This is a genomic window from Vibrio sp. 2134-1 (assembly GCF_033339495.1).
The window spans coordinates 38268-60012 of the sequence record NZ_JAWOUS010000003.1; the positions used below are offsets into that span (position 1 = coordinate 38268).

Consider the following 21745-nt stretch of genomic DNA (forward strand, 5'->3'; position numbering starts at 1 on the left):
TTACCAAAGCGATGCGGATAACGTTTTGGTAAACGATCAGGGGCCGTAATGTATACCGTTACAACCCCTAATTACTACATCTAAATTACCAATAGAATAGCTACGATAGGAGCTGTTTGATTGTCAAAGGTGCATCAGAGACTTCTAACCTTTGTGCAGCGGTAAGACCTTGTTTATCCTGATAGCACAAATTATGCCAAGCTCTGAATATATCTAAAAGAGGTAAAATACCAGCAGGTCGTAATTTGCGACGTGGCTCGTTAATGAAGCTTTCGAAAAGAATCTGAAAGCGGTTTTGATAAAACTTCACATGACGAGTTGTCGCAACGTTAAACCATTTTTCAGGCTCATTTTGATCGCCAGCGAGGTAGCAAATGCCTTTGTGGTTTTCGTTTTGACTAGAGATTGCCCAACGATCGCGCCACCAACTCATATAGGCGATATCGACTTTGCCAAAGGGAGTGCTCATGTCCCAACTAGCGTCCTCTTCTACGTACATCAAGTCGACACTTTTCTCTTTAATGCGAGGTAAACAAACGCTCAGTGCAGCCGAACGTAGTAGGGGATCTTGAGGCATGTATAGAGATACACGTTTGTTTGGGCAGCACATATCAAGTACGTGCAAATAGTGTGCATACGAGGTGTATGGCGGACGGACTAATGCCCCTTTTGAAGGGTAATGAAATACAGATAGATTACCAAGAGGGTCTTCTACGTTACCGCGAGCCAAAATTGTTTGGTATTTTTGGTCAATTCGCTCTCTGAGGTGATAAGAAGGTTCCGCAAGCGGCTCACTTGCTTCCGCTACATACTCCTGGGAAACAAAACGAGACACCTCATCGTAAGGATTATGATCGAGCGTTGCGATTGGCTCTTCATCAGCGGAATAATTGACGTGCTGGCAAAGAATATAGCCAGAATGCGCTTCGCCAGAAACAATCCAATACACACCGTTATTGCTGTTCGGTTGCAATGCAATATAGTTTGAGGCCAATTCATAATGCGTTGCGTGGTTTACCCAGCGCGCATCAATGGTTGCAAGCTTGCGGCGGCAGCGGCTAGCTATATGGTCAACATGGTCGTAAAAGGTTTTTGGGTTAATACTAAGCTTACGGCAGATTTCTCGTACGGAATATCCCGTAAACAACAAGCCCATCAAGTTCTCTTGAAACTGAAGCTTCTTGTTGGCACCAGACCACTTGTCGACAAAGGTACTTTGACACACTTTACAGCGGTAACGTTGGCGATCGCCACTGTAACCGAAAGCGTGATAGAGGTGTTTGTGAGTGTGGACAGAAAGTCCAAAGTTGTCGCAATCATCATTACGGCAAGCAGGCAACCCGTCACTGTGGACGTGCCGCAGGCGATGAAGTTCGTTCACGACATCGCGATTATTAAGTAAGGGGGGGAAAGCTCCACATTCACGGCATACCATCGCCGGACGCTTAGGGTTCGCATGTTGCAGAACGTAACGCTTTGCATCACTCAATCCAAAGTTGTCACACGCCAATGTTTTACAAAAGTTGAGTTGTAACCCATCTGCGTCTTTTGGCAGTTCGCCGTTAGACACAATCGCCCCCTCGGGATAATTCGGGCAGCCAGCATAACTCTGGCTGCAAATTATTACTTACTATTTGTTCTTAGATGTTGATTGCAGTTTCTAGTGCAACTTTCATCATGTCGTTGAACGACTTCTGACGCTCTTCTGAGCTTAGTTTTTCACCACGGATGATGTGGTCAGAAACTGTCAGGATAGTCAGTGCTTTCGCGCCTAGGTCAGCTGCTACGCCGTAGATACCAGCCGCTTCCATGTCTACACCTAGGATGCCTAGTTTTTCCATCTTCTCGAAGATGTCTGCTTCTGGTGTGTAGAACAGGTCTGCAGAGAATACGTTACCTACTTTTACAGGCACTTCCTGAGCGCGCGCTTGGTTAACTGCTTCTTCTAGAAGACCGTAATCAGCGATTGCTGCGAAATCGTGGTTGTTGAAACGGATACGGTTAACTTTAGAGTCTGTAGAAGCACCCATACCGATAACAACGTCCATTAGTTTCACGTCGTCACGTACTGCACCACAGCTACCTACACGGATAACGTTTTTCACGCCGTATTCAGCGATTAGCTCGTGTACGTAGATACAGCAAGACGGGATACCCATGCCGTGGCCCATTACAGAAACTTTTTTGCCTTTGTAAGTGCCAGTAAAGCCGAACATGTTGCGAACGTCACAAACTTGTTTCACATCTTCTAGGAACGTTTCAGCGATGTATTTAGCGCGCAACGGGTCGCCTGGCATTAGAACTGTTTCAGCGAAATCACCTGGTTGTGCGTTAATGTGTGGGGTTGCCATAAGTGCTCTCCAAAGTTTTGTTTTGATAAAACGCCTCTATTATAGAACGCTATTACCAATTCTGTTGAACTTGTTCGTTTTCGTTGAGGCAATAATATCGGGACGTACAGTAGCCCCTTGAGAGCTTAGTCACAAAAACCACGCATTTAGAAACTGCAACTACTATTGATAACCAAATCTGTTGAAATCAAAAGAGCAATCGATTTGCTTTTGAGCAGTTTGTCGATTGCGCGCACAAATTCTTTGTTTTTGGGCCAAACTTTTTTCTGACAGCTGGTTGATCGAAATACTTTCGAGTGAAGTAAAACGATTAAATTGTACAACTTATTTTCTTGTACAATCTGGAAAGGCTTGCTATAAGTTATACAACAAAACTTTTTGTATAGGGATGCGTCATCATGGAATCTTCAATCAAAGTAGGTATCAGTTCGTGTGTTTTGGGTGAACGAGTGCGTTTTGACTCTGGTCATAAGGTGAGCAACTTTGTGACTAAAGAGCTCAGCCCGTATTTTGACTTTGTTTCGGTATGCCCTGAAGTCGGCGTAGGTATGCCAGTACCCCGTCCAACAATTCGTCTTGTTTCTAATGAAGAGCGTGTTGCATTGGTTGAAACCAAAAATCCAGAAAATGATCATACCGACAATATGCTCACTTACTCGGCCAATAAAGTAGATGAACTTCAAAGCGAGCAGCTTTGTGGTTACATCGTTTGTGCCAAGTCACCAACTTGTGGCATGGAGCGAGTCAAGGTTTACAGCAAGAACAGTGCTGCGAAAGAAGGTGTTGGCTTGTATACACAAACATTGATGCAAAAAATGCCTTGGTTGCCTGTTGAAGAGGATGGCAGACTTAACGACCCTGTATTGAAAGAAAATTTTATTACTCGAGTATTTTGTCTAAATGACTTTTACGGCTCGATGGATGGTGAGCCTACTCGTGGCAAAATCATCGACTTTCATTCGCGCTACAAACTGACGTTAATGGCACACCACCCAGAGTCATACCGCTCCCTTGGCCGCTTAGTCGCTGATGTCGCTAATTATGAAATTGAAGACTTTTACCAAGAGTATCGTTTAGGACTTATGAAGGCGTTAACGAATCGGGCTAGCCGCAAAAACAACACAAATGTGTTGATGCATTTACAAGGGTACTTCAAACGCTCACTAACTAAAGAAGAAAAAGAAGAGTTAGCGACAGTGATTCACGACTACCGTATCGGAATGCTGCCTCTGCTAGCACCACTTACATTGATTAAGCATTACTTAAATACTTACCCAGACGAGTATTTAGCAAAACAGAAGTTTTTAGAACCGTATCCGCAGGAGATGAGATTACGCTATGGTTTGTAGTTCAGAAGAAAAACTATACGCGATCCGAGATGTCGCAGAAATCACGGGTGTAAAACCAGTTACGCTGAGAGCTTGGCAACGAAGATACAACTTGATCCAACCTCAGCGAACTGAAAAAGGACACAGACTTTATCGCCAGCAAGATCTCGATACGATTCGCGAAGTCCAGAGCTGGCTCGCGAAGGGGATTTCGATTGGTAAAGTGAAGGGGCTGCTAGGAAAAAGCGCCGATGTCGAAGTCAAAAACGAGGTTCGCACACTCGAAGAAGTTGAAAACATGCTGCTTGCGCTGTCTACCCTGAATCGAGGAAAAGCAGAGAGTTTACTTGCCTCTGTTCTTAAAGAGTATCCACTAAAACTCGTTATTGATCAGTTTATTAGCCCAGTATTTGATGCGCTAGACATGGTAAAAGGATCGTTGCGATCCTTGCAGGTGGGGTTATTTCAGACTTGTTTAATCACTCGACTTGCCCTTGTTATCGATTCTGAAAACAAAGCCGCTTCCAAAGGAAAGTGTCTGCTCATTAGCTTTGAACAAAACAGAGAATCTGAGAGTTGGATTCAAGCAGCGAAGCTTTGTGAACAAGGGTATCACACGACTTTGATCGATAAGGTTGATGATGTTTCTGGTCTACTAGATCACGAGGTCGTTGAAAATGGTTCGTTTATCTACCTTTTCTCCAACAAAGCGCTAGCTGCTAAACAAGTGGCATCCATCAAAATGCTTCACGCACAACTAGGTGATCGGATGGGGTGCTCTGAAGTGATAGAGAAATTACACCTAACTTAGTAGACAAAAGATAGGAGCTACCATGATTTTAGTATGGTTTCGACGTGACTTACGTACGTTAGACCACACGGCACTCAAAGCGGCATTGGATTCAGGTCAGCCTGTTGTCGCTTGCTTTATCGCGACGCCAGATCAGTGGCGGGAGCATCACATGGCGCCGATGCAGGCAGACCTCATTGCTCGTCGCTTAGCTTGTCTTAACGAGGAGCTTGAAAGCCTTAATATTCCTTTTTTGTACAAAGAGGTGCCGTCGTTTTCCGTTTGTACAGATGTGATTAGTGGGTGGGCGGAAACACTTGAAGCTACGTCTGTCATGGCAAACATTCACTATGAGGTGAACGAACGAGAGCTCGATACACAAGTAAGTGAAGCGTTAGCTTCTCACGATATCGAATTTGAACTGTTTCATGACAAATGTGTGCACGCGCCAACGACGGTTCTTAATAAGCAAGGCGAATATTTTAAGGTATTTACGCCATTCAAGCGTGCTTGGTTAACGCAGTTCCATATGCCGACGGTAGTAAAACCTCACGAGCAAGCGCCACTCAATAAAAAGGTACTCGAACAATTAGAGTCGGCTCGATTTAATTCAAGCTTCACATTTAGCTATCCTCGAGAATCCAGTGAAGACTGGCTGGCTTCGACTAATGATATTTTGAAACAGCTTAGGGAATTTGCACGGGAGCGCAGTGACGCGTACCAAAGCGAGCGAGACTTTCCAGCTATCGATGGCACTAGCCAACTGTCTCCATACCTTGCGATTGGCGCGCTATCACCCAGGCAGTGTATTGCTCGTTTGTATGCTGAAAATCAACAAAATGACCTTACAGAGGGGAAAGCAACTTGGTTAAGTGAGATCATTTGGCGTGAGTTTTATCAGCACCTATTGGTTTTCGAACCAAAACTCGTCAAAGGCAAAGGATTTATCGATTGGGAGGATAAAATCCAGTGGTCCTATGATGAGAAAGCCTTTGAGCGATGGAAGACAGGAACAACAGGATACCCAATCGTTGATGCAGCAATGCGTCAGCTCAATCAAACAGGCTGGATGCACAACCGATTACGTATGATTGTCGCGAGCTTTCTTACCAAGGACTTACATATTGATTGGCGATGGGGAGAAGCGTACTTCATGAGTAAGCTGGTGGACGGCGATTTTGCAGCGAACAATGGTGGCTGGCAATGGTCTGCTTCTACGGGCTGTGACGGGCAGCCATACTTTCGTATTTTCAACCCGATAAGCCAAGGCGAAAAGTTCGATGATAATGGTGAATTTGTGCGCCAGTGGGTACCAGAAATCAAAAGTGTACCGAACAAATACATCCATAAACCTTGGACTTGGGAGGGCTTTTCTTTACTGGAATATCACAAGCCGATGGTTGATCACAAGACAGAAAGAGAGATAACCTTACAGCTCTTTAAAAGTGCCAAGGAATAGAGTGAAATGCTTAGCAAAAAGCGATCAATGAGTTTCGCAAAACGTACCCTGCTATCTGTGTCGTTATCTTTAGTGAGTGGTCTGTCATTCGCTAAGATGTACGAATTACCAGAGGATGGAAGCCGTTTAATTGGTCGCCTTGAAAACCACGTCGTGCAAGAAGGCGAAACCATGGCAAATATCGCTAAGCTCTACGATGTGGGTATGCTAGGTTTAATGGCCGCAAACAAAGGCGTGGATCCCTTCTTACCAGAAGAGGGGCATGTTCTTACTATTCCGACACAGCTAATCCTCCCAGACGTACCTTATAAAGGTATCGTTATTAATCTAGCCGAGCTGCGCTTGTATTACTTTCCGAAAGGAGAAGATATTGTCCATGTATTTCCTGTCGGAATTGGCCGAATAGGGCGCGATACCCCAGTAATGACAACGCGTATCAGCCAAAAACGACCGAACCCTACATGGACTCCTCCAGCCTCTATTCGTGCCGAGTACAAAGCAAAGGGCATTGACCTACCAGCCGTTGTTCCTGCGGGGCCTGATAATCCACTTGGTATGTTTGCATTGCGTTTAGCTTACGGGAATGGCGAATACCTAATTCATGGTACCAACAAGGACTTTGGGATTGGTATGCGAGTCAGCGCGGGTTGTATTCGTATGGACCCAAGTGACATTGAGTGGTTATTTGACAAGGTTCGTAACGGCGAAGACGTTAACATCATTAATCAGCCTATCAAAATGACACTTGAACCTGACAGAAGTGTGTTCTTAGAAGCACATGAGCCTTTGACTCGTAGTAATGGCGAGAAAGATGAACTCAAAGTGCCGAAAGAGTTAAAGTGGTGGCTGGATGAATTCGGTATGAAAAACGTGAAGGCTAAAGCAGCAATCGCTGCACAGAATGGGGTTCCTGTCGAAATAACCGCGCCTTAACGGGCGTTAAGACGCGGTATCAAATCTTACTTAGTGTAAGACTGAGCGATGTTATCGATACGCTCGTTAGCACGCTCAGCTTCTTCTTGAGCAGCCATTGCTGCTGCGCCTGATTTTTGAACGTCAGATTGAAGAGCTTGTACGTCTTGGCTTAGTTGGCTAACTTGGTTGCTTAGTTCGTCTAATTTTGCTGCATTTGCTGTTGCTGCGTCATCAGAAGAAGCACAACCGGCTAGTAGAAGTACTGAAGTTGCTGCAGCTGCGATCAACGTTTTGTTCATATAAGAACTCCTTGCTTATAGTGAAAGTCTCGCCACCAACTATTATTTTATACAGTAGCGAGGTTAAATGTGGTTACATTTTATCAGTACATGATGTAGCAAAAGTCAAAAAAACCCAAGAATTTCATGGAGTACCTGACGTCAACTTTTACCTGAGCTTAACAAAGGTGAATAGTCTATCTTCTCCCTCGCTCTCACAACAGTTTTCATAGCAGGTGTATTTGCCACGTTCCTGATATCAATAATTTAGACGATATTGACACAAATGAAAGTTTATTGGACCAAATAACTGCTATTTACGTCGTTTTGTTGAAGAATAGAAGACATATCTGAAAGGCCTTTCATTAAACTTCACGTTCAGATGCATATCAAAAAGGCTAGGCTTTACTCTGAACTGAGCCACAAATGATGTTTTACCGTTACCACAGGGAATTAGTTTGTGTGATCTCTATCTATACTCCTATGATTTGCGGTATTATACCGAGCTTTATTTTTTTGCTGCGTTAGAGCGGAAACGACACTACAGAGCGCTCAGACGCTGACTGATTTATTGGAGAATACTTTGCAATTTAAAGATCTAGGCCTAGACAACCGATTGTTGAAGAACCTAAAACACTACGATTTTAAAAAAGCGACTGACATTCAGCAGCAGGCGATTCCTGTTGCGATTGCAGGCAAGGATCTATTGGCATCTTCGAAAACGGGTTCGGGCAAGACTTTGGCGTTTGTATTGCCAATGCTTCATAAGTCTTTAAAGACAAAATCGTTTTCTGCGAAAGACCCTCGCGCGGTTATCCTTGCTCCTACTCGTGAGCTAGCGAAACAAGTATATGGTGAGCTTCGTTCTATGCTAGCTGGCCTATCTTATGAAGCAGCACTGATTTTGGGTGGTGAGAACTTTAACGATCAGGTAAAAGCTCTGCGTCGTTACCCGAAATTTATCGTGGCGACACCAGGACGTTTGGCTGATCACTTAGATCATCGTTCGCTTTATCTGGATGGTTTGGAAACGCTGATTCTTGACGAAGCAGACCGTATGTTGGATTTGGGCTTTGCACCAGAGCTTCGTCGCATTCATAAAGCAGCCAAGCATCGTCGTCGTCAAACGTTGATGTTCTCTGCGACATTAGATCATGCAGACGTCAATGAAATCGCGGCTGAAATGCTCAATGCGCCAAAGCGTATTGCTATCGGCGTTTCTAACGAAGAACATAAAGATATTACGCAAAAATTTTACTTGTGTGATCACCTGGATCATAAAGAGGCAATTTTAGATCGTGTTCTTTCTGAGGCTGAATACCGTCAAGTTATTATCTTTACGGCAACGCGTGATGATACTGAGCGACTAACAGAAAAGCTAAACGAAAAGAAACTGAAGGCTGTAGCACTGAGTGGTAACTTGAACCAGACTCAACGTAACACCATTATGAGTCAGTTTGAGCGCGCAGTATTTAAGATCCTTGTAACGACTGATGTTGCTTCCCGCGGTTTGGATATTGCAACTGTGACACACGTCATCAACTTCGATATGCCAAAGCATACTGAAGAATACGTACACCGAGTTGGTCGTACTGGTCGTGCTGGAAACAAAGGGGATGCAATCTCTCTTGTTGGTCCAAAAGACTGGGATAGCTTTAAACGTGTAGAATCATACCTACAACAAGATCTTGAGTTTTCAGTGTTCGAAGATTTGAAAGGTAAGTTTAAAGGCCTTAAGCCACCTAAACCAGATTTTCGCAATAAGAAAGCGACCGCAAAGAAAGCTCGCCCTCAAGCGAAAAAGTCGGCGAAAAAACCAGCTAAGCGTGACAAGAGCTTCTACAAAAACGTATCTGTGGGTGATGATGTCTTCATCCCTAAGAAAAAACCAGCGGCACCGAGCTCTGAAGAGTAAAAGCTGCTGTAGTTTCCCATTGATTTTAGTTCTTAAAAATCCGAGTGTTCGCACTCGGATTTTTTATGTCTGTCGCTAGGTGAAATAGCGTCTTTCCATACTCACTCGTTTGTCAGCTTTTATACTTGTCTGGTTGTATATAAACAGCATAGAACGCTAATTTAGGAAGTTATTAAGTTTTATTACCTCGGTCAAAGCAAACGTTTTTCCTCACACACTAGATAAAAATCTCACATGATTATGAAAATGATAATTGATCTCATTTTTATTTAAGGGCAGAATACGCGCCATTGTATTAATCCTATAAATGAATTCGCTCTCTATATGAAATTTACTCATGTTTTTTTAGGGCTCATAATTACCTCTAGTTCTGGCTTTGCTGCTGATGATTTCAACTGGCTTCGAGATGATGCTCGTAAAGATGAGCGAGTTCTTACCTACCTAACAGAACAAAACCACAAAACTGAACAGCACCAAAAAAGTTATCAGACGTTGACAAAAAACCTACTAACGCAGTGGGATACCATGGTGGCAGACAAAGGTGATAAGCCATGGTCGATCGTGAGTGGAAGAGAGTGGACGCTAATGCGTCGCGATGGTCGTTACTTACTATTATCCCGTGCGAGTCAACATGCACCAGAAAACGTGGTGTTCGATTTCGATGAACGACAATCTGCGCATCAGTACTACCAACTTGGTCAATGGCAAGTGAATGGTGACACATTACTTTTCACGGAAGATATCGACGGCAGCGAACAATATCGCGCCGTGGTTGTTGATTTACTCTCCGGCCAATCTACGGAACTGGCGACGCACGTCGATAGTGGCGTATTGTTATCACCTAACGGAAAAGTGGCATTCCTCGTTGCAAAGGAAAAGCGCACTCAGCGACCTCATCAGATCTTACGTATCTCCACTGAATCTTTGGCAAAAACAGTCCTATGGAATGAACCCAAGTCAGATTGGTTACTTTCTTTCTATCGTGCGGCAGATAGCCGTTATGCTGTGCTGCAAAGCAACAACGAGTCAACAACAGAGCAGAAGCTTGTCGACCTAGAAACGGGCACTGTCTCCGATTCATTGCGAAAGCCTGAAGTGGGTGTGGAATATTACGCGGATGTGGCGAAAGGTTACATTTATCTGAAAAGCAACCTTGAAGGAAAGTTCGCCCTTTACCAAGCCGAACTCGCACCGCTTGGCGCAACATGGCAACGCTTTACCAATCCTCGTGAGCCGCTTGAACAGTTCTACCTTTATGATGCAGGAGTTGTGGCACTTAGCAAGCCAAACAATGTGTCGACTTTGACGGTGTATTCTTACCAAGGTCAGGAAAAAGTGATACTGCCATTGGAACACGATGGTAATGTCGCTTGGCTAAGCACATTGGGCGATTTTGAATCAAACAAAATTCGTATCCGAAGCATGTCGATGACTACGCCTCCTCAGTGGGAAGAGTTCGATGTAAAAACGCTGAATAAATCCTTGTACTCTCAAGATGCTTACCAAGACTTTGATAGTCAGCGTTATGTATCCCAACGTATTTTTATTAAGCACGACGGCGTTTCTGTCCCTGTCTCTTTGGCGTATCGCAAAGACAAATTGCACCCACAATCTCCTGTGATGATTTACGGTTACGGTGCGTATGGTTTTACGATGAAACCGTACTTTATGCCTCAGGTTATCAGTTTACTCGACCAAGGGGTGATTTACGCTATCGCCCATGTCCGTGGCGGTGGGTACTTTGGCGATGAATGGCACGAGCAAGGCCGTGGTGTGCGAAAAGCCAATTCTATTGGTGATTTTGTCGCGGCCGCGAAGGCGCTGCAAACATTCGAACGTGGCAATAGAGAGGTTTTCGCCATCGGTTCTAGTGCTGGTGGCACGTTGGTGGCCGGAGCGGTTAATCAAGATCCTAAATTGTTTTCAGGTGTCGTACTTAAAGTGCCTTTTGTTGATGTGGTTGCAAGTATGTCGGATACCTCACTTCCGCTTACCACACAGCAGTATGGCGAATGGGGTAACCCAACCAAACCTGAACAATTGGCGTTAATGAAGGCGTACGATCCGATTCTCAATATCCATAAAGACGCTTACCCACCCATGTTTGTTCAAGTCGGTTTAATCGATCAGCGCGTGCCATATTGGGAAGGCGCAAAGTATCTCGCTAAAGTTTCAGCGTTAAGTGAGCGCAACGGGCCGTACTTGTTGCAAACTGATTTTAATTCGGGCCACCAAATGGACCCACGACAAGCGCAAGAACAACAAGCAAAAGAATACGCATTTCTACTATCACTCATTAAAACATCTAAAGCGGAGCAGTAAATGAAGCTTACCCCAGTGTCAGCGGCAGTACTTTCGGTACTTGCTGCCAGTCAAGTGCACGCCGAATCTAAGGTTTTCTCAATGGAAGAGGTGGTGGTAACCGCCAATAAAATCGATCAGCCATTGTCAAAAGTGGCAGGTAGTGTCGCGGTTATCACAAACGAGCAAATCGAAGAAAGAGGCGAGACCGAGCTATATGACGTGCTGCGTAACGAACCTGGTGTAAGCGTGACGGGCGGTGCAGGACGTCCGCAAAACATTACCATCCGTGGTATGACGGGTAACCGCATTATGATCGTTCGTGATGGCATTCGTTCTGCGGATGGCTTCGGTGCGAATGACATTAATGATGCCGTTGGGCGGGATACTTTTGATTTATCCAATTTTGAATCGCTGCAAATCATTAAAGGGGCAAGTTCTTCGGTGCATGGCTCTGGCGCGATCGGCGGTGTGGTGATTTTAGAATCCAGTCAGCCGGGTGATTTCTTAAAAGACAAAGACTTCTACACCGATGTTTCCGGTACTTACACCGATATCAGCAACAAGTACAAAGGCACGAGTAATCTAGCTTTCCGTTCCGGTGACACAGAGAGTTTGTTTAACGTTTCATACTGGCAAGGACAAGAGACACGTAACTTTGATGAAGATTTGTATAACCGCGATCTCGATGGTTACAGCGGTGCTTATACGATCAACCACTTTTTCAATGAAGAGGTGATGTTGAAAGCCAAAGCGGAACTCTACACCCAGAACCAAGAGCGTTTGGAGGGTTCACCGTCCATTCAACCTGATGGAATTTGGCATATTGAAGACTTTGCTGAGGATGAAACCACAGAAGAGTACAGCGCTTATATTGGTGCAGAGGTGACTCCGATTAATCCAACTTGGTTCGAAGAGTTGGATACCAAAGTTTACTGGCGTCACACCGAAGTGGTGGAAGACACCAACCGTTTAATGCGCCAAGTGGATCACAATGGTTTGATCACCAAGCGTCGCGAGCTGGAACACAAAACCTTCATTGACGAAACAATTGGCTTCCGTGGCGATTTCACCAATACGATTTATGCAGCAAATGCTGAGCACCAATTGGCTTACGGTGTCGAGCTTTCTACTGACTATTACGAACGCACAGATAGCGATTCCAAGATTGATTGGAACGGAGTAACACCTTCGACCAAACAACCTTTCGCTCCTGCTCGTGCTTATAACATTGGCTTGTATGTCCGAGACATGGTGGAACTGGATAAATGGACCATCACAGGTGGCCTACGCTTTGATGCGCACCGTCTCACGCCAGACGGTGCGGGTGAAGTGGGCGGCTTCCCATTAAAAGACATGGATAGCTCAGAGGTATCTCCAAGTCTTTCGGTTTCTCGTGAAATGTTTGCCAACAACATCGCTTATGTATCTTATAACCATGGTTACCGTGCTCCGGAATACGATAAAGCGTATGGCTTCGTAAGCCACGACTTTGTGCCGCTCACGCCGTTTGTCATTGCACCAAACATGGATCTAGAAGCTGAAACTTCCGACTCATTTGAAATCGGTAACAAGTTCGATAACGGTCGTGCGTATGTCTATGCGTCTTTGTTCTACAACAAGTTTGAAAACTTCATCGACGTTGTGACCACGGGCTTTGACTCAAGCAATGGTAATTACATTAAACAATACCAAAACCTCGATGGTGTCGAGACGTATGGTGCAGAGCTTTCTGCAGGTTACGCGATCACTAAGCGATGGAACATCAGCACCAAGTTTGGCTACGTAGATGGCAAAGACGCGGAAGGTGAATACGTTCGAAGCATTACGCCATTCGAAGGTAACGCTCAACTGAAATACGTCAACCAAGACTTCAATGCTTACGTGGCTTGGAACTGGGCCGCGGCCATGGATCGCGTTCCTAAATGCCAGACCACGCTTGGTCTAGCGACAGATTGCGCGCAGACAAGTGCGTGGAATACGTTTGATATTGGCGCAACTTACCACGTTTCCAAAGACCTTCGTGTTAGCGCAAACATCATCAACCTATTCGACAAAGAATACATCCGATACCAAGACGTAGCGGGTATCGCTGAGGAAAGTAAGCGTTACTCAACTGAGCCAGGGCGCTACTTCACGCTGACTGCAAAATACGAATTCTAGGACGAAATTATGAAGCTAAAACCATTGGCGTTTTCACTGCTTATTGCATGTACCCCTGCGGCGCTGGCTGCAGAGTGGGATTATCCCACATCGGATTCTGTGGTGACCAATGAAGCGCAAGCGAAAACTTATCTAGACAGCCACTACTCAGAAGCGGGTGAGTTTAAGTTCCGTTACAAAACCCAGTCTCAGCTTGGTGAGCATTACAATTTTGATGTTTGGGTAAACGGTGAATATCAAGCACAGCGCACCTTAGTAGTAACAACTGATAAAAATCATCACGTTGTGCGAGTGTTTAAGAGCCTTGAAGATACGATCATTCGCAACGGTAAACCAACGGTTGCAATGGAATTGGAATCGCCTCGCCAACTGCAAGCACAAGAGCCACCTGCTTTGAGCTCTGGAAGTCTGGTTAATGTTGAGGTTGCTTTATTCAACCCAGATCTTCGCACCATGCAACAGCAAGCAGCACCAGAATCGACGTGGTCAGCACTGTCCGATTACCCTCAGCCGATCGAGTACGTAACCAAGTCGATTGAGGTTTTAAAGTCGGGAGGTAAGTTCTATCTCTCTAACCCAAGATTAAAGCAAGTGGATGCGACGGGTTTATTTGCAGCCCCAGCACCTGGTGAAGCGCCTGTACTCGATACGTTGGACTTTCTCAGCGCAGAAGGGGTTCAAGCATTTGACAGTGTTGATGAGATGCAAAGCACCGAGTTTGGTGACAATGCGTTCCCACAGTTGATGGCTTTTTATCATCTTGATAGCTCGATCCAATATCTGACAAGCTTGACTTACGACTTGTTTGACGAACCGCTTCGTTTTGACGCTCGCGGTTTATCAAAAGATAACTCTACTTACTATTACGGTCCGAAAGCACTCATGCTGGGTGTCGGTGGTGTTTCTCCGGATGCAGTCGATGCTGATGTCGTGATACACGAGCTTGGGCATGGCATTCATTACCAAATCGTACCGGATTGGGCGTACGGTCACACTGGTGCTATCGCAGAGGGTTTTGCTGATTACTGGGCGGGCAGCGCGAGCTACCGCATTCAATATTTGGATGCTTCGCGTCGTGGTCAAGAATTCGAGTTAGTTACGGTGTTCAACTGGGACGGTGTGTTCGGAACACGCAAAACAACTCGTAGCTTATGGAACCAAAGAGCACGTTACTTCGAGAGCTCAGAGTACCCAGCGCACGTTAGTGTGGGCGGTGAACTAGGCGACGAGCTATGGTCAACACCACTGTTCCAAGCACTTAAAGCATCGGTTGAACGATACGGTGATGATACCGATAACGTGTTCCGTGAGTTTGACGCCATTGTACTTGAAGGCATGTACGGCATTGGTCGTGGCGTGAAAATGCATGATCTGGCGGAATCGACCGTGTTTGCCGCAAACACCTTGTTCCCAAATAAAGATTACGCCCAATTCCTGACGGACAGCTTCAACAAACACAACTTACTCAAAGCGCCTCTTCGCGTTCGCTATAACGCTCGATACATCGCACAAGGTCAAGACGTTGGTGTGAGCCTGAGCCAAACTGGTCGCGAAGCGAGCATCAAAGGGCAATGGCAGCTAAACAACGCATCTGTTTTCGACTTTGATGAAACGCTTTCTGACTCGACCTCAATGAAGGTGGCGTTACCAAGCGGTCTAACATGTGGCACGCAATTCGATTCCTCTATTTCATTGGATTATCAATTTGCTGAAGGCCTAAAGACTCACCAGTGGAGTGATAAGGTGATGCTGGTTAATGGTACGCCAGAGCTCGATATCCAGCCTCAACCAGTGAACTCCGCTTTGCCGGAACAGGGCGACAGACTGTTCTCTCAGACGCTATCGGACAAGTCACGCACGATTGATGATTCGTTTGCGGTTTACCTGAACATCGAACATGACTCACTGCAAGATCTGCAAGTGACGCTAGTGTCTCCACAAGGTAAATCGGTCGTGCTACTTAGCCATCAATCAAGCAATACCAAAGGATTTAAAGGTTACTTCACCGCTCAGTATGACGAGGAGTTACAAGCACTTGTCGGGCAACCGAGTTGGGGTACTTGGCGTCTCGAAGTGTCTGACCGCGTGTCAGGGAACTCTGGGGTGTTGAAAGAGTGGGGTGTGAGTCACTTTGCTCAGTATCAGTGTAGTGCTGATACCACTAAAGAAAGCAGTGGCGGTGGTTCAGGTGGCAGTGGTTCGCCTTGGACCTTGTTAGGACTTTTCCTGCTTTCAATGGTGAGAGTGATTCGCTCTCGTTAATTAAAATCAAAAGAAGATAAAATCTATGAAGTTTCAATATTCTTTCGTTGCTATGTCACTAGCCCTTGCTGGCTGTGGCGGAGGTTCTGGTGGTGACACGTCGGCACCGACCTATGATGTAGCTGGCACCATCGTTTCTGCAGGTACACTTCTTGATACGCCAGTATGTATCGATTTAAACCAAAACTACGTTTGTGATTCCACTGAACCGAGTGCTAAAACGGATAATGCCGGTAAATTTAGCCTGACTTCAAGCGACAAAAACGTACTAACCAGTACCATTCTTGCTCAAGTTGATCAAGGTTCAAACCAAACGTTGCGTCTTGCGGCTCCGGGTCAAAATTTAGCAACGGGTAACACGGTCAATGGTGTAACAACGTTGCTCGCAGGTCTTGTGGTTGACGGTAAAACCGTTGCTCAAGCTGAGGAGATTGTGAAAGCACAACTCACCGATGCCGGTGTTTCTCTGTCTGGAACGGTAATGTCTAACGCAGAAGCCAGCGAGCTAGATAAGCTAGAGCAAAACACGGTTGCACTATTAGCTGCAATGCAGCCACAACAAATGACCCAAGGCGTAGCGCTGCTTGCTCAAAGCCTTAGCTTCCAGGGTAAATCATTGGCCTCTGATCTTCTGTCTGAAGCGGAAGTGAGTGCATTTGCTGAAGAAATTGCAGCGGTTGCTGAACAAACGGTTGGTAGCAACGATACGGGGGCCGTTCTTTATTTTGCTGAAGGAGCAGCAGACGTTGCTGAGGTTCAAGCGTCTTACCCTGGTCAAGATGCGGAATACGGCTTCGACAAAGAGGACAAGCAAACGTCGACAGGCGCTGGCTTTAAGTTCGTTAAGCTAGATTCACAAGGTGCTGTTTTAGCTGCAGATGCCACTGACTGGGCTTGTACTATGGACGAGCGTACTGGTCTTGTTTGGGAAAACAAGAGTGCGGATGCGATCTCGGTTCAATTTAAAGATCGCCTATTTGCGTTTGAGTCTGAAACATTTAAGCCGTATTACGAAGATCTTGAAGTCGTTGGTTGTGTGGATGCTGCTGATGGCATCTGTTCAACAAGCCAATATGTTGAACATATAAACAAGCAATCACTATGTGGCATTAGTGACTGGCGCCTACCAACATACCAAGAGTTCTACGATGTTCTAGACTTAGGTGAGACAGAGAAAGACGCCGACGGCAATGTCTATGGTATGACGACAGCTTACTTCCCTCAACAGGGTAAAGGCAGCCCAGACGTTAATTCAGGTGCTATTTGGCTAAGTGATTTCACATTTAATAATTACTCTCCTGCTAACTACGAAGGTGCACTTCAATTTGCAGTGATTGCAGCGAAGGGCGCTGACCGTGGCCACGTAAGCTTTGTTGAAATTTATTCTGACAAAGTAGAGCGTGACACAGGCACGTCATTCCAATTCCCAATCCGTCTAGTAGCAGTAAAGGGCCAATAAGATGAAGAAATTAATAACTGTACTATCTCTTGCTTTGGCTTCTCAAACTGTAATGGCTGCACAAGAGTGTTCTACTGACTTTGCTAAAACGGCACCTAACACGCGTTATACATATTCTGAGAGCGGTACCGTAACTGACCTGAAAACAGGTCTAACATGGATGCGTTGCCCTGTTGGTTCAACGTGGAGTACGGCAAACGAAGCTTGTGATGGCGCTGCGACTAAGATGTCATGGCAGTTAGCGCTATCAACCGCTGAGCAAATCCGCAATGAATCAGGTAATCATGCTTTATATGACTTCGCTGGCAAAAAGAATTGGCGCATACCAAACATTAAGGAGTTAGTCGCGTTGACAGAACGTGCTTGCCATAGCCCTGCGATGAACGGCACTGCATTCGCAAGTGGCTACACGCTAGAGGTGGGTGACTATGCTGGTTACATCTGGAGTAACACACCAAACGGTGATGGCTCAAACGTTATGGTGTTTGATTCATTTAATGGTGAGGTTTACAACTGGAACCCACTAGAGTCAACGAACATTTCCTCTGTTCTGCTGGTTACTGACGAGGAGTAATCACCCCGTTGGATTTTCACGAATCCAGATGTTAATAAGCTCCGCCAGTGCGGAGCTTTTTCTTTTCTAACCTTTGGAACTTATCGTGTTGAGCAGAGTATTTAAACTTGGAACTGCTTAAGCTGATGTTTTTGGTTTTCTGCTAAACCAGACAACTCTTGCGCTGCCGCGGCTGATTGAGTGATCCCAGTGACGTTCTGGCTCACTAGTTCATAGATGTTCGTTAAGTTGTTGTTGATATCAGCCGTGACCTGTTTCTGCTCTTCTGATGCGGTCGCAACTTGAGTGTTGATTGAGTTCAGATCGGCGATAGCATTACTGATATTAGCAAGTGATTGGCTAACTTCTTGTGTAAGAGCTTGGTTGTCTGACAACATGGCTAAGCTGGAATGCATACTTTCATTTGCGTGACCAGATTGTTGCTGTAGCTCTTCTATAATGGTTTGGATCTCTTTGGTGGACTCCTGAGTTCGCGCTGCCAGCATACGTACTTCATCGGCCACTACCGCAAAGCCTCTGCCACTTTCGCCCGCCCGTGCAGCTTCAATCGCTGCATTCAGTGCAAGTAGATTCGTTTGCTCAGAAATACCTTCAATCACTTCGATCACGCGACCAATGTGTTCTGATTGATCTTTTAGTGAAGTCACGACGGCAGCGGCTTCGTTAAGTTGTTCCGCCATCTGTTCACTTGCGCGAGTGCTTTCCCCAAACATGCTTATACTTTGTGAGGTTAACGTACGTGCTTGATTTGATGCACTATCGGCTTCTTGTGCATTGGTCGATACTTCAGCTGCGGTCGACTCTAGCTGATTGATCGCCGAGGCTACTTGCTCAACTTCTTGCTTTTCTTGATCCGAGTTGACGCTGCTTTGAGTCATAACAGTTGCTAACTCGGTTGATGCTGATGCCACATCTTCACTAATGCGAACCAATGCGCTTACAGTTTCACGCAGTTTTTCTATGGTCTGGTTTACATCTCGAGCCAACTGAGACACTTCGTTTTTCCCGATGGCTTCGGCCTTAACTAGTAGGTTTCCCTTCGCGACTTCCTGCATCGTTACTTGAAGGTTACGAATCGGCGCAACGATGTAGCTGGCGAGTACCCAACTAATAAGTGAAGCGGCACTCAAGATCACCGCAAGCGAGACGGCGCTGTAAGTTAGCGTGGTTGAATGTTGTTCGCCATTCGTTTCGACTTCATCGGTGACGATTTGATTCAATTGTTTAGATAGTTTGTCGATGGCGTTGATCATCGCTTCGCCAGCTAATCGATACTCAGCCATTGCAGATTCGTACTTTTGATTGAAATCAGAGGTGGTGTAATCAGAAGAGTGTTTAGTGGTGAGCAGAGGTGTCATGGTAACGCGAGTGAAATCAACATAGTGATTCATGGCCTTACGCATAGCATTGACTTCATTTTGAACGCCAGGGAGATTGTCGATGGAGTTAAGAAAATCGCGGTTTTTGTTTTGTCGCTCAGAAAGCTCTTGGTTGAGAGACTGAACATCTTCGGCTCTAAATAGACTATAAATGGCTTTGATGCGCATGGCGTAAGTGTTGTCTACGATGCCGCTAAGTTCCTCTTTGTGAATGATTAGCTTATGGGTGGAAGCCGAAACCTTATTGAATGCTTGATCGAGTTTACCGATTCCGACACTCAGTCCAATGATGAGTAATATAACTGTGAATAGAACAGGCAGAAAAACCTGAAGTTTAATAGAAAGCGTACTAAGAAATTGACGCATGAGATTGACCCTCTATAGGTTTGATTATTATCTTTTTTATAAATAAGCATTTCGATTTTAATTGTTACATTCGCCAAATCAATGAGTTACTCATATCTAATTGTTATGAAATGTACCAAAATCGATGGGGTTATCATCTTGAACATGAGGCAACTTATAAAAACGTTACGTTCAAATTGAGAGAGGGATAAGTCGCGGAATTAATAGTTAGAAATGACAACGTGTCATAGAGGGTTCAACTAAGTGAAACACAACTGTCATATTCAAATTCTAAAGTGAGCACCGTTCAAGTGAAACACAACGGCAATAAAGCCACTTAAGGAAATTGTGATGAAAAAGACAGTAATCGGTGCAATCGCACTTCTAGGCGCAATGGCAGTGACTCCTGTTTCTGCTAAAGAAACTATCTCTGCAGTGGGTTCTAGCAGCGTAACTCCACTGATGGAAGTTTTCTCTGAAACGTACATGAAGAAGAACCCTAACGTATTTATCGAAGTTCAAGGTCCTGGTTCTTCAGCTGGTGTAAAAGCAGCGAAAAATGGTTCAGCAGACCTTGGTATGTCTTCTCGTAATCTAAAAGACTCTGAAAAAGAATCAACACTAATCGAAGAAGTGGTTGCTCGTGATGGTATCGCAGTGGTTGTTAACCCACAAAACAAACTGCCAGGTCTAACAGCCGAGCAAGTGACTGCAATCTACAAAGGCGAAGTATCAAACTGGAAAGAAGTCGGTGGTGCAGACAAGCCAATCGTAGCCATTACTCGTGACACAGCTTCTGGTACTCGTGGCGCATTTGAAGACATCATGTCTCTAAAAATGAAGATTTCTGGTAAGAAGGTATCAGCTATCTCTCAACGTGCTCAAGTTGCAAACGGTAACGGCGCACTGAAAACAATGGTTGCATCTAACCCATACGCAATCGGCTACATTTCTCTTGGTACTGTAGACAACACTGTTAATGCGCTAGCAATCGACGGCGTTGATGCAACGGTAGCTAACGTTAAAAACGGTTCTTACAAAGTAGCGCGTCCATTCCTTGTTCTTTACAAAGAAGGCAAGCCATCAACAGAAACGCAAAAATTCCTAGACTGGATGCTAACTGACGAAGCGCAAGCGCTAGTTGACCAAAAAGGTTACATCTCAGTTAACTAATCCCATCGGGACTCTAAAGTTTGCTCAGCCCAACGTTTCGGGCTGAGCCTTTTCTATCCATTGTGTTCAACGGCATTGCCCAGAACCGTGAGATTTTTAAATGACCATCGCAACAAATAGTGAAAAGCTTATGAATACTGACGCTAGAGCTATCAGCAAGTCAGGCCTACGCGAGAAGCGTCGTGTAGACTGGAAAGAGCGCATCTTCCACGGCTTGTTCCTAACGAGTGCCGTAATCGGCATTGTTTCATTAGCCGTTATTGCATACTTCATCGTTCGAGAGAGTATTCCGGCATTCCAAGAAGCAGGCGTATCGGGCATTGTCTTAGGACAAAACTGGTTACCACCTGCGCTTTACGGTGTCGCCACCATGATTGTGGCATCTATCGTATCGACGGCTGGTGCTGTCATTGTTGGGGTTCCAATTGGTGTTCTGACCGCCATTTTTATCGCTGAAATCGCACCAAAGCGATTAGCAGACATCATCCGTCCAGCGGTTGAGCTGCTAGCCGGTATTCCTTCAGTGGTCTACGGTTTCTTCGGTCTGGTTATTATCGTTCCATTGATTCAGAAGGTATTTGATGTACCTGCAGGTAACACTATCTTGGCCGGTATTATAGTTCTTGGTGTGATGATTCTACCAACAGTAATTACGGTTTCTGAAACGTCTATTCGCGCTGTCCCTCGTACTTATAAAGAAGGTTCTTTGGCACTGGGCGCATCGAAAATCTACACCATCTTTAAGTTGCTCGTTCCAGCGGCTCGCTCAGGCATCATGACAGGTGTGATACTGGGTATCGGTCGTGCATTGGGTGAGACCATGGCGATTATCATGGTTATGGGTAACGCGCCGGCAATGCCAGAAGGCATCTTGGATTCGGCTCGTACACTAACTGCAAACATCGCTATTGAAATGTCTTACGCAAGTGGTGTTCACGCGAACGCACTTTACGCTACAGGTGTAGTACTTCTGGTCTTCATCATGTCGTTGAACGCTGTACTACTGTACCTAAACCGAGAAAAAGCGAAGTAATCGCTCGTTAAAGGTGACTA

General features: G+C 45.3%; 16 protein-coding genes. 12 read left to right on the top strand and 4 right to left on the bottom strand.

Annotated features, from left to right (window positions below; genetic code table 11):
* Positions 1-100 precede the first annotated feature (100 nt).
* Both R7R78_RS04820 and deoD read right to left on the bottom strand, forming a co-directional pair.
* The gene (locus tag R7R78_RS04820; protein WP_005375138.1) at positions 101-1570 is read right to left on the bottom strand and encodes a hypothetical protein; all 1470 of its coding nucleotides are present in this window, start codon (positions 1568-1570) and stop codon (positions 101-103) included.
* 70 nt (positions 1571-1640) lie between these two features.
* Positions 1641-2351, bottom strand: a complete 711-nt coding sequence (gene deoD, locus R7R78_RS04825) for a purine-nucleoside phosphorylase (protein ID WP_005375140.1) — start codon at positions 2349-2351, stop codon at positions 1641-1643.
* A gap of 398 nt (positions 2352-2749) precedes the next feature.
* Here deoD and R7R78_RS04830 point away from each other — a divergent pair, with 398 nt between their 5' ends.
* The 4 genes from R7R78_RS04830 to R7R78_RS04845 are packed head-to-tail and all read left to right on the top strand — an operon-like array spanning position 2750 to position 6861.
* On the top strand, positions 2750-3700 hold the full coding sequence (locus R7R78_RS04830) for a YbgA family protein (protein WP_053350049.1): 951 nt from the start codon (positions 2750-2752) through the stop codon (positions 3698-3700).
* Positions 3690-4490 carry a MerR family transcriptional regulator gene (locus R7R78_RS04835; RefSeq protein ID WP_033906723.1) on the top strand — a complete coding sequence of 267 codons (801 nt, stop codon included), beginning with the start codon at positions 3690-3692 and terminating at the stop codon, positions 4488-4490. The genes R7R78_RS04830 and R7R78_RS04835 overlap by 11 nt, the downstream gene beginning before the upstream one ends.
* Positions 4491-4512: 22 nt before the next feature.
* The gene (phrB, locus tag R7R78_RS04840; RefSeq protein ID WP_225473186.1) at positions 4513-5928 is read left to right on the top strand and encodes a deoxyribodipyrimidine photo-lyase; all 1416 of its coding nucleotides are present in this window, start codon (positions 4513-4515) and stop codon (positions 5926-5928) included.
* A gap of 6 nt (positions 5929-5934) precedes the next feature.
* Positions 5935-6861: a L,D-transpeptidase family protein gene (locus R7R78_RS04845; RefSeq protein WP_005383933.1), complete on the top strand. Its 927-nt coding sequence runs from the start codon at positions 5935-5937 to the stop codon at positions 6859-6861.
* 26 nt (positions 6862-6887) lie between these two features.
* Here the strand turns inward: R7R78_RS04845 and R7R78_RS04850 are convergent, their stop codons facing one another.
* Positions 6888-7142 carry an Lpp/OprI family alanine-zipper lipoprotein gene (locus R7R78_RS04850; protein ID WP_005375145.1) on the bottom strand — a complete coding sequence of 85 codons (255 nt, stop codon included), beginning with the start codon at positions 7140-7142 and terminating at the stop codon, positions 6888-6890.
* 550 nt (positions 7143-7692) lie between these two features.
* Here R7R78_RS04850 and R7R78_RS04855 point away from each other — a divergent pair.
* The 6 genes from R7R78_RS04855 (at position 7693) to R7R78_RS04880 (ending at position 17795) form a co-directional block, all read left to right on the top strand.
* The gene (locus R7R78_RS04855; RefSeq protein WP_044129603.1) at positions 7693-9036 is read left to right on the top strand and encodes a DEAD/DEAH box helicase; all 1344 of its coding nucleotides are present in this window, start codon (positions 7693-7695) and stop codon (positions 9034-9036) included.
* Positions 9037-9360: 324 nt separating this feature from the next.
* Positions 9361-11358: a prolyl oligopeptidase family serine peptidase gene (locus tag R7R78_RS04860; RefSeq protein WP_225473188.1), complete on the top strand. Its 1998-nt coding sequence runs from the start codon at positions 9361-9363 to the stop codon at positions 11356-11358.
* Complete coding sequence (locus tag R7R78_RS04865; RefSeq protein WP_225473190.1) at positions 11359-13500, top strand: TonB-dependent hemoglobin/transferrin/lactoferrin family receptor; 2142 nt, start codon at positions 11359-11361, stop codon at positions 13498-13500.
* Positions 13501-13509: 9 nt separating this feature from the next.
* Positions 13510-15762: a proprotein convertase P-domain-containing protein gene (locus R7R78_RS04870; protein ID WP_225473192.1), complete on the top strand. Its 2253-nt coding sequence runs from the start codon at positions 13510-13512 to the stop codon at positions 15760-15762.
* A gap of 25 nt (positions 15763-15787) precedes the next feature.
* Positions 15788-17221, top strand: coding sequence for a DUF1566 domain-containing protein (locus tag R7R78_RS04875; RefSeq protein WP_225473194.1), 1434 nt, complete (start codon positions 15788-15790; stop codon positions 17219-17221).
* A gap of 1 nt (position 17222) precedes the next feature.
* Positions 17223-17795: a DUF1566 domain-containing protein gene (locus R7R78_RS04880; protein ID WP_213905456.1), complete on the top strand. Its 573-nt coding sequence runs from the start codon at positions 17223-17225 to the stop codon at positions 17793-17795.
* A 101-nt stretch (positions 17796-17896) separates the two neighbouring features.
* On the opposite strand, the gene R7R78_RS04885 is transcribed toward R7R78_RS04880, so the two are convergent.
* The gene (locus tag R7R78_RS04885; protein WP_225473196.1) at positions 17897-19540 is read right to left on the bottom strand and encodes a methyl-accepting chemotaxis protein; all 1644 of its coding nucleotides are present in this window, start codon (positions 19538-19540) and stop codon (positions 17897-17899) included.
* A gap of 330 nt (positions 19541-19870) precedes the next feature.
* On the opposite strand from R7R78_RS04885, the gene R7R78_RS04890 reads away from it, so the two are divergent.
* Both R7R78_RS04890 and pstC read left to right on the top strand, forming a co-directional pair.
* Positions 19871-20692: a phosphate ABC transporter substrate-binding protein gene (locus R7R78_RS04890; protein WP_005375153.1), complete on the top strand. Its 822-nt coding sequence runs from the start codon at positions 19871-19873 to the stop codon at positions 20690-20692.
* A 100-nt stretch (positions 20693-20792) separates the two neighbouring features.
* Positions 20793-21725 (top strand): phosphate ABC transporter permease subunit PstC, encoded by a 933-nt coding sequence (gene pstC / locus R7R78_RS04895; RefSeq protein ID WP_005375154.1) that lies wholly within the window; start codon positions 20793-20795, stop codon positions 21723-21725.
* The last annotated feature ends 20 nt before the right edge of the window (positions 21726-21745 follow it).

Excerpts from the sequence above, each read along its gene's own strand:
- deoD (WP_005375140.1), bottom strand. The coding sequence starts at position 2,351 with ATGGCAACCCCACACATTAACGCACAACCAGGTGATTTCGCTGAAACA.
- R7R78_RS04830 (WP_053350049.1), top strand. The coding sequence starts at position 2,750 with ATGGAATCTTCAATCAAAGTAGGTATCAGTTCGTGTGTTTTGGGTGAA.
- R7R78_RS04835 (WP_033906723.1), top strand. The coding sequence starts at position 3,690 with ATGGTTTGTAGTTCAGAAGAAAAACTATACGCGATCCGAGATGTCGCA.
- phrB (WP_225473186.1), top strand. The coding sequence starts at position 4,513 with ATGATTTTAGTATGGTTTCGACGTGACTTACGTACGTTAGACCACACG.
- R7R78_RS04845 (WP_005383933.1), top strand. The coding sequence starts at position 5,935 with ATGCTTAGCAAAAAGCGATCAATGAGTTTCGCAAAACGTACCCTGCTA.
- R7R78_RS04850 (WP_005375145.1), bottom strand. The coding sequence starts at position 7,142 with ATGAACAAAACGTTGATCGCAGCTGCAGCAACTTCAGTACTTCTACTA.
- R7R78_RS04860 (WP_225473188.1), top strand. The coding sequence starts at position 9,361 with ATGAAATTTACTCATGTTTTTTTAGGGCTCATAATTACCTCTAGTTCT.
- R7R78_RS04865 (WP_225473190.1), top strand. The coding sequence starts at position 11,359 with ATGAAGCTTACCCCAGTGTCAGCGGCAGTACTTTCGGTACTTGCTGCC.
- R7R78_RS04870 (WP_225473192.1), top strand. The coding sequence starts at position 13,510 with ATGAAGCTAAAACCATTGGCGTTTTCACTGCTTATTGCATGTACCCCT.
- R7R78_RS04875 (WP_225473194.1), top strand. The coding sequence starts at position 15,788 with ATGAAGTTTCAATATTCTTTCGTTGCTATGTCACTAGCCCTTGCTGGC.
- R7R78_RS04880 (WP_213905456.1), top strand. The coding sequence starts at position 17,223 with ATGAAGAAATTAATAACTGTACTATCTCTTGCTTTGGCTTCTCAAACT.
- R7R78_RS04885 (WP_225473196.1), bottom strand. The coding sequence starts at position 19,540 with ATGCGTCAATTTCTTAGTACGCTTTCTATTAAACTTCAGGTTTTTCTG.
- R7R78_RS04890 (WP_005375153.1), top strand. The coding sequence starts at position 19,871 with ATGAAAAAGACAGTAATCGGTGCAATCGCACTTCTAGGCGCAATGGCA.
- pstC (WP_005375154.1), top strand. The coding sequence starts at position 20,793 with ATGACCATCGCAACAAATAGTGAAAAGCTTATGAATACTGACGCTAGA.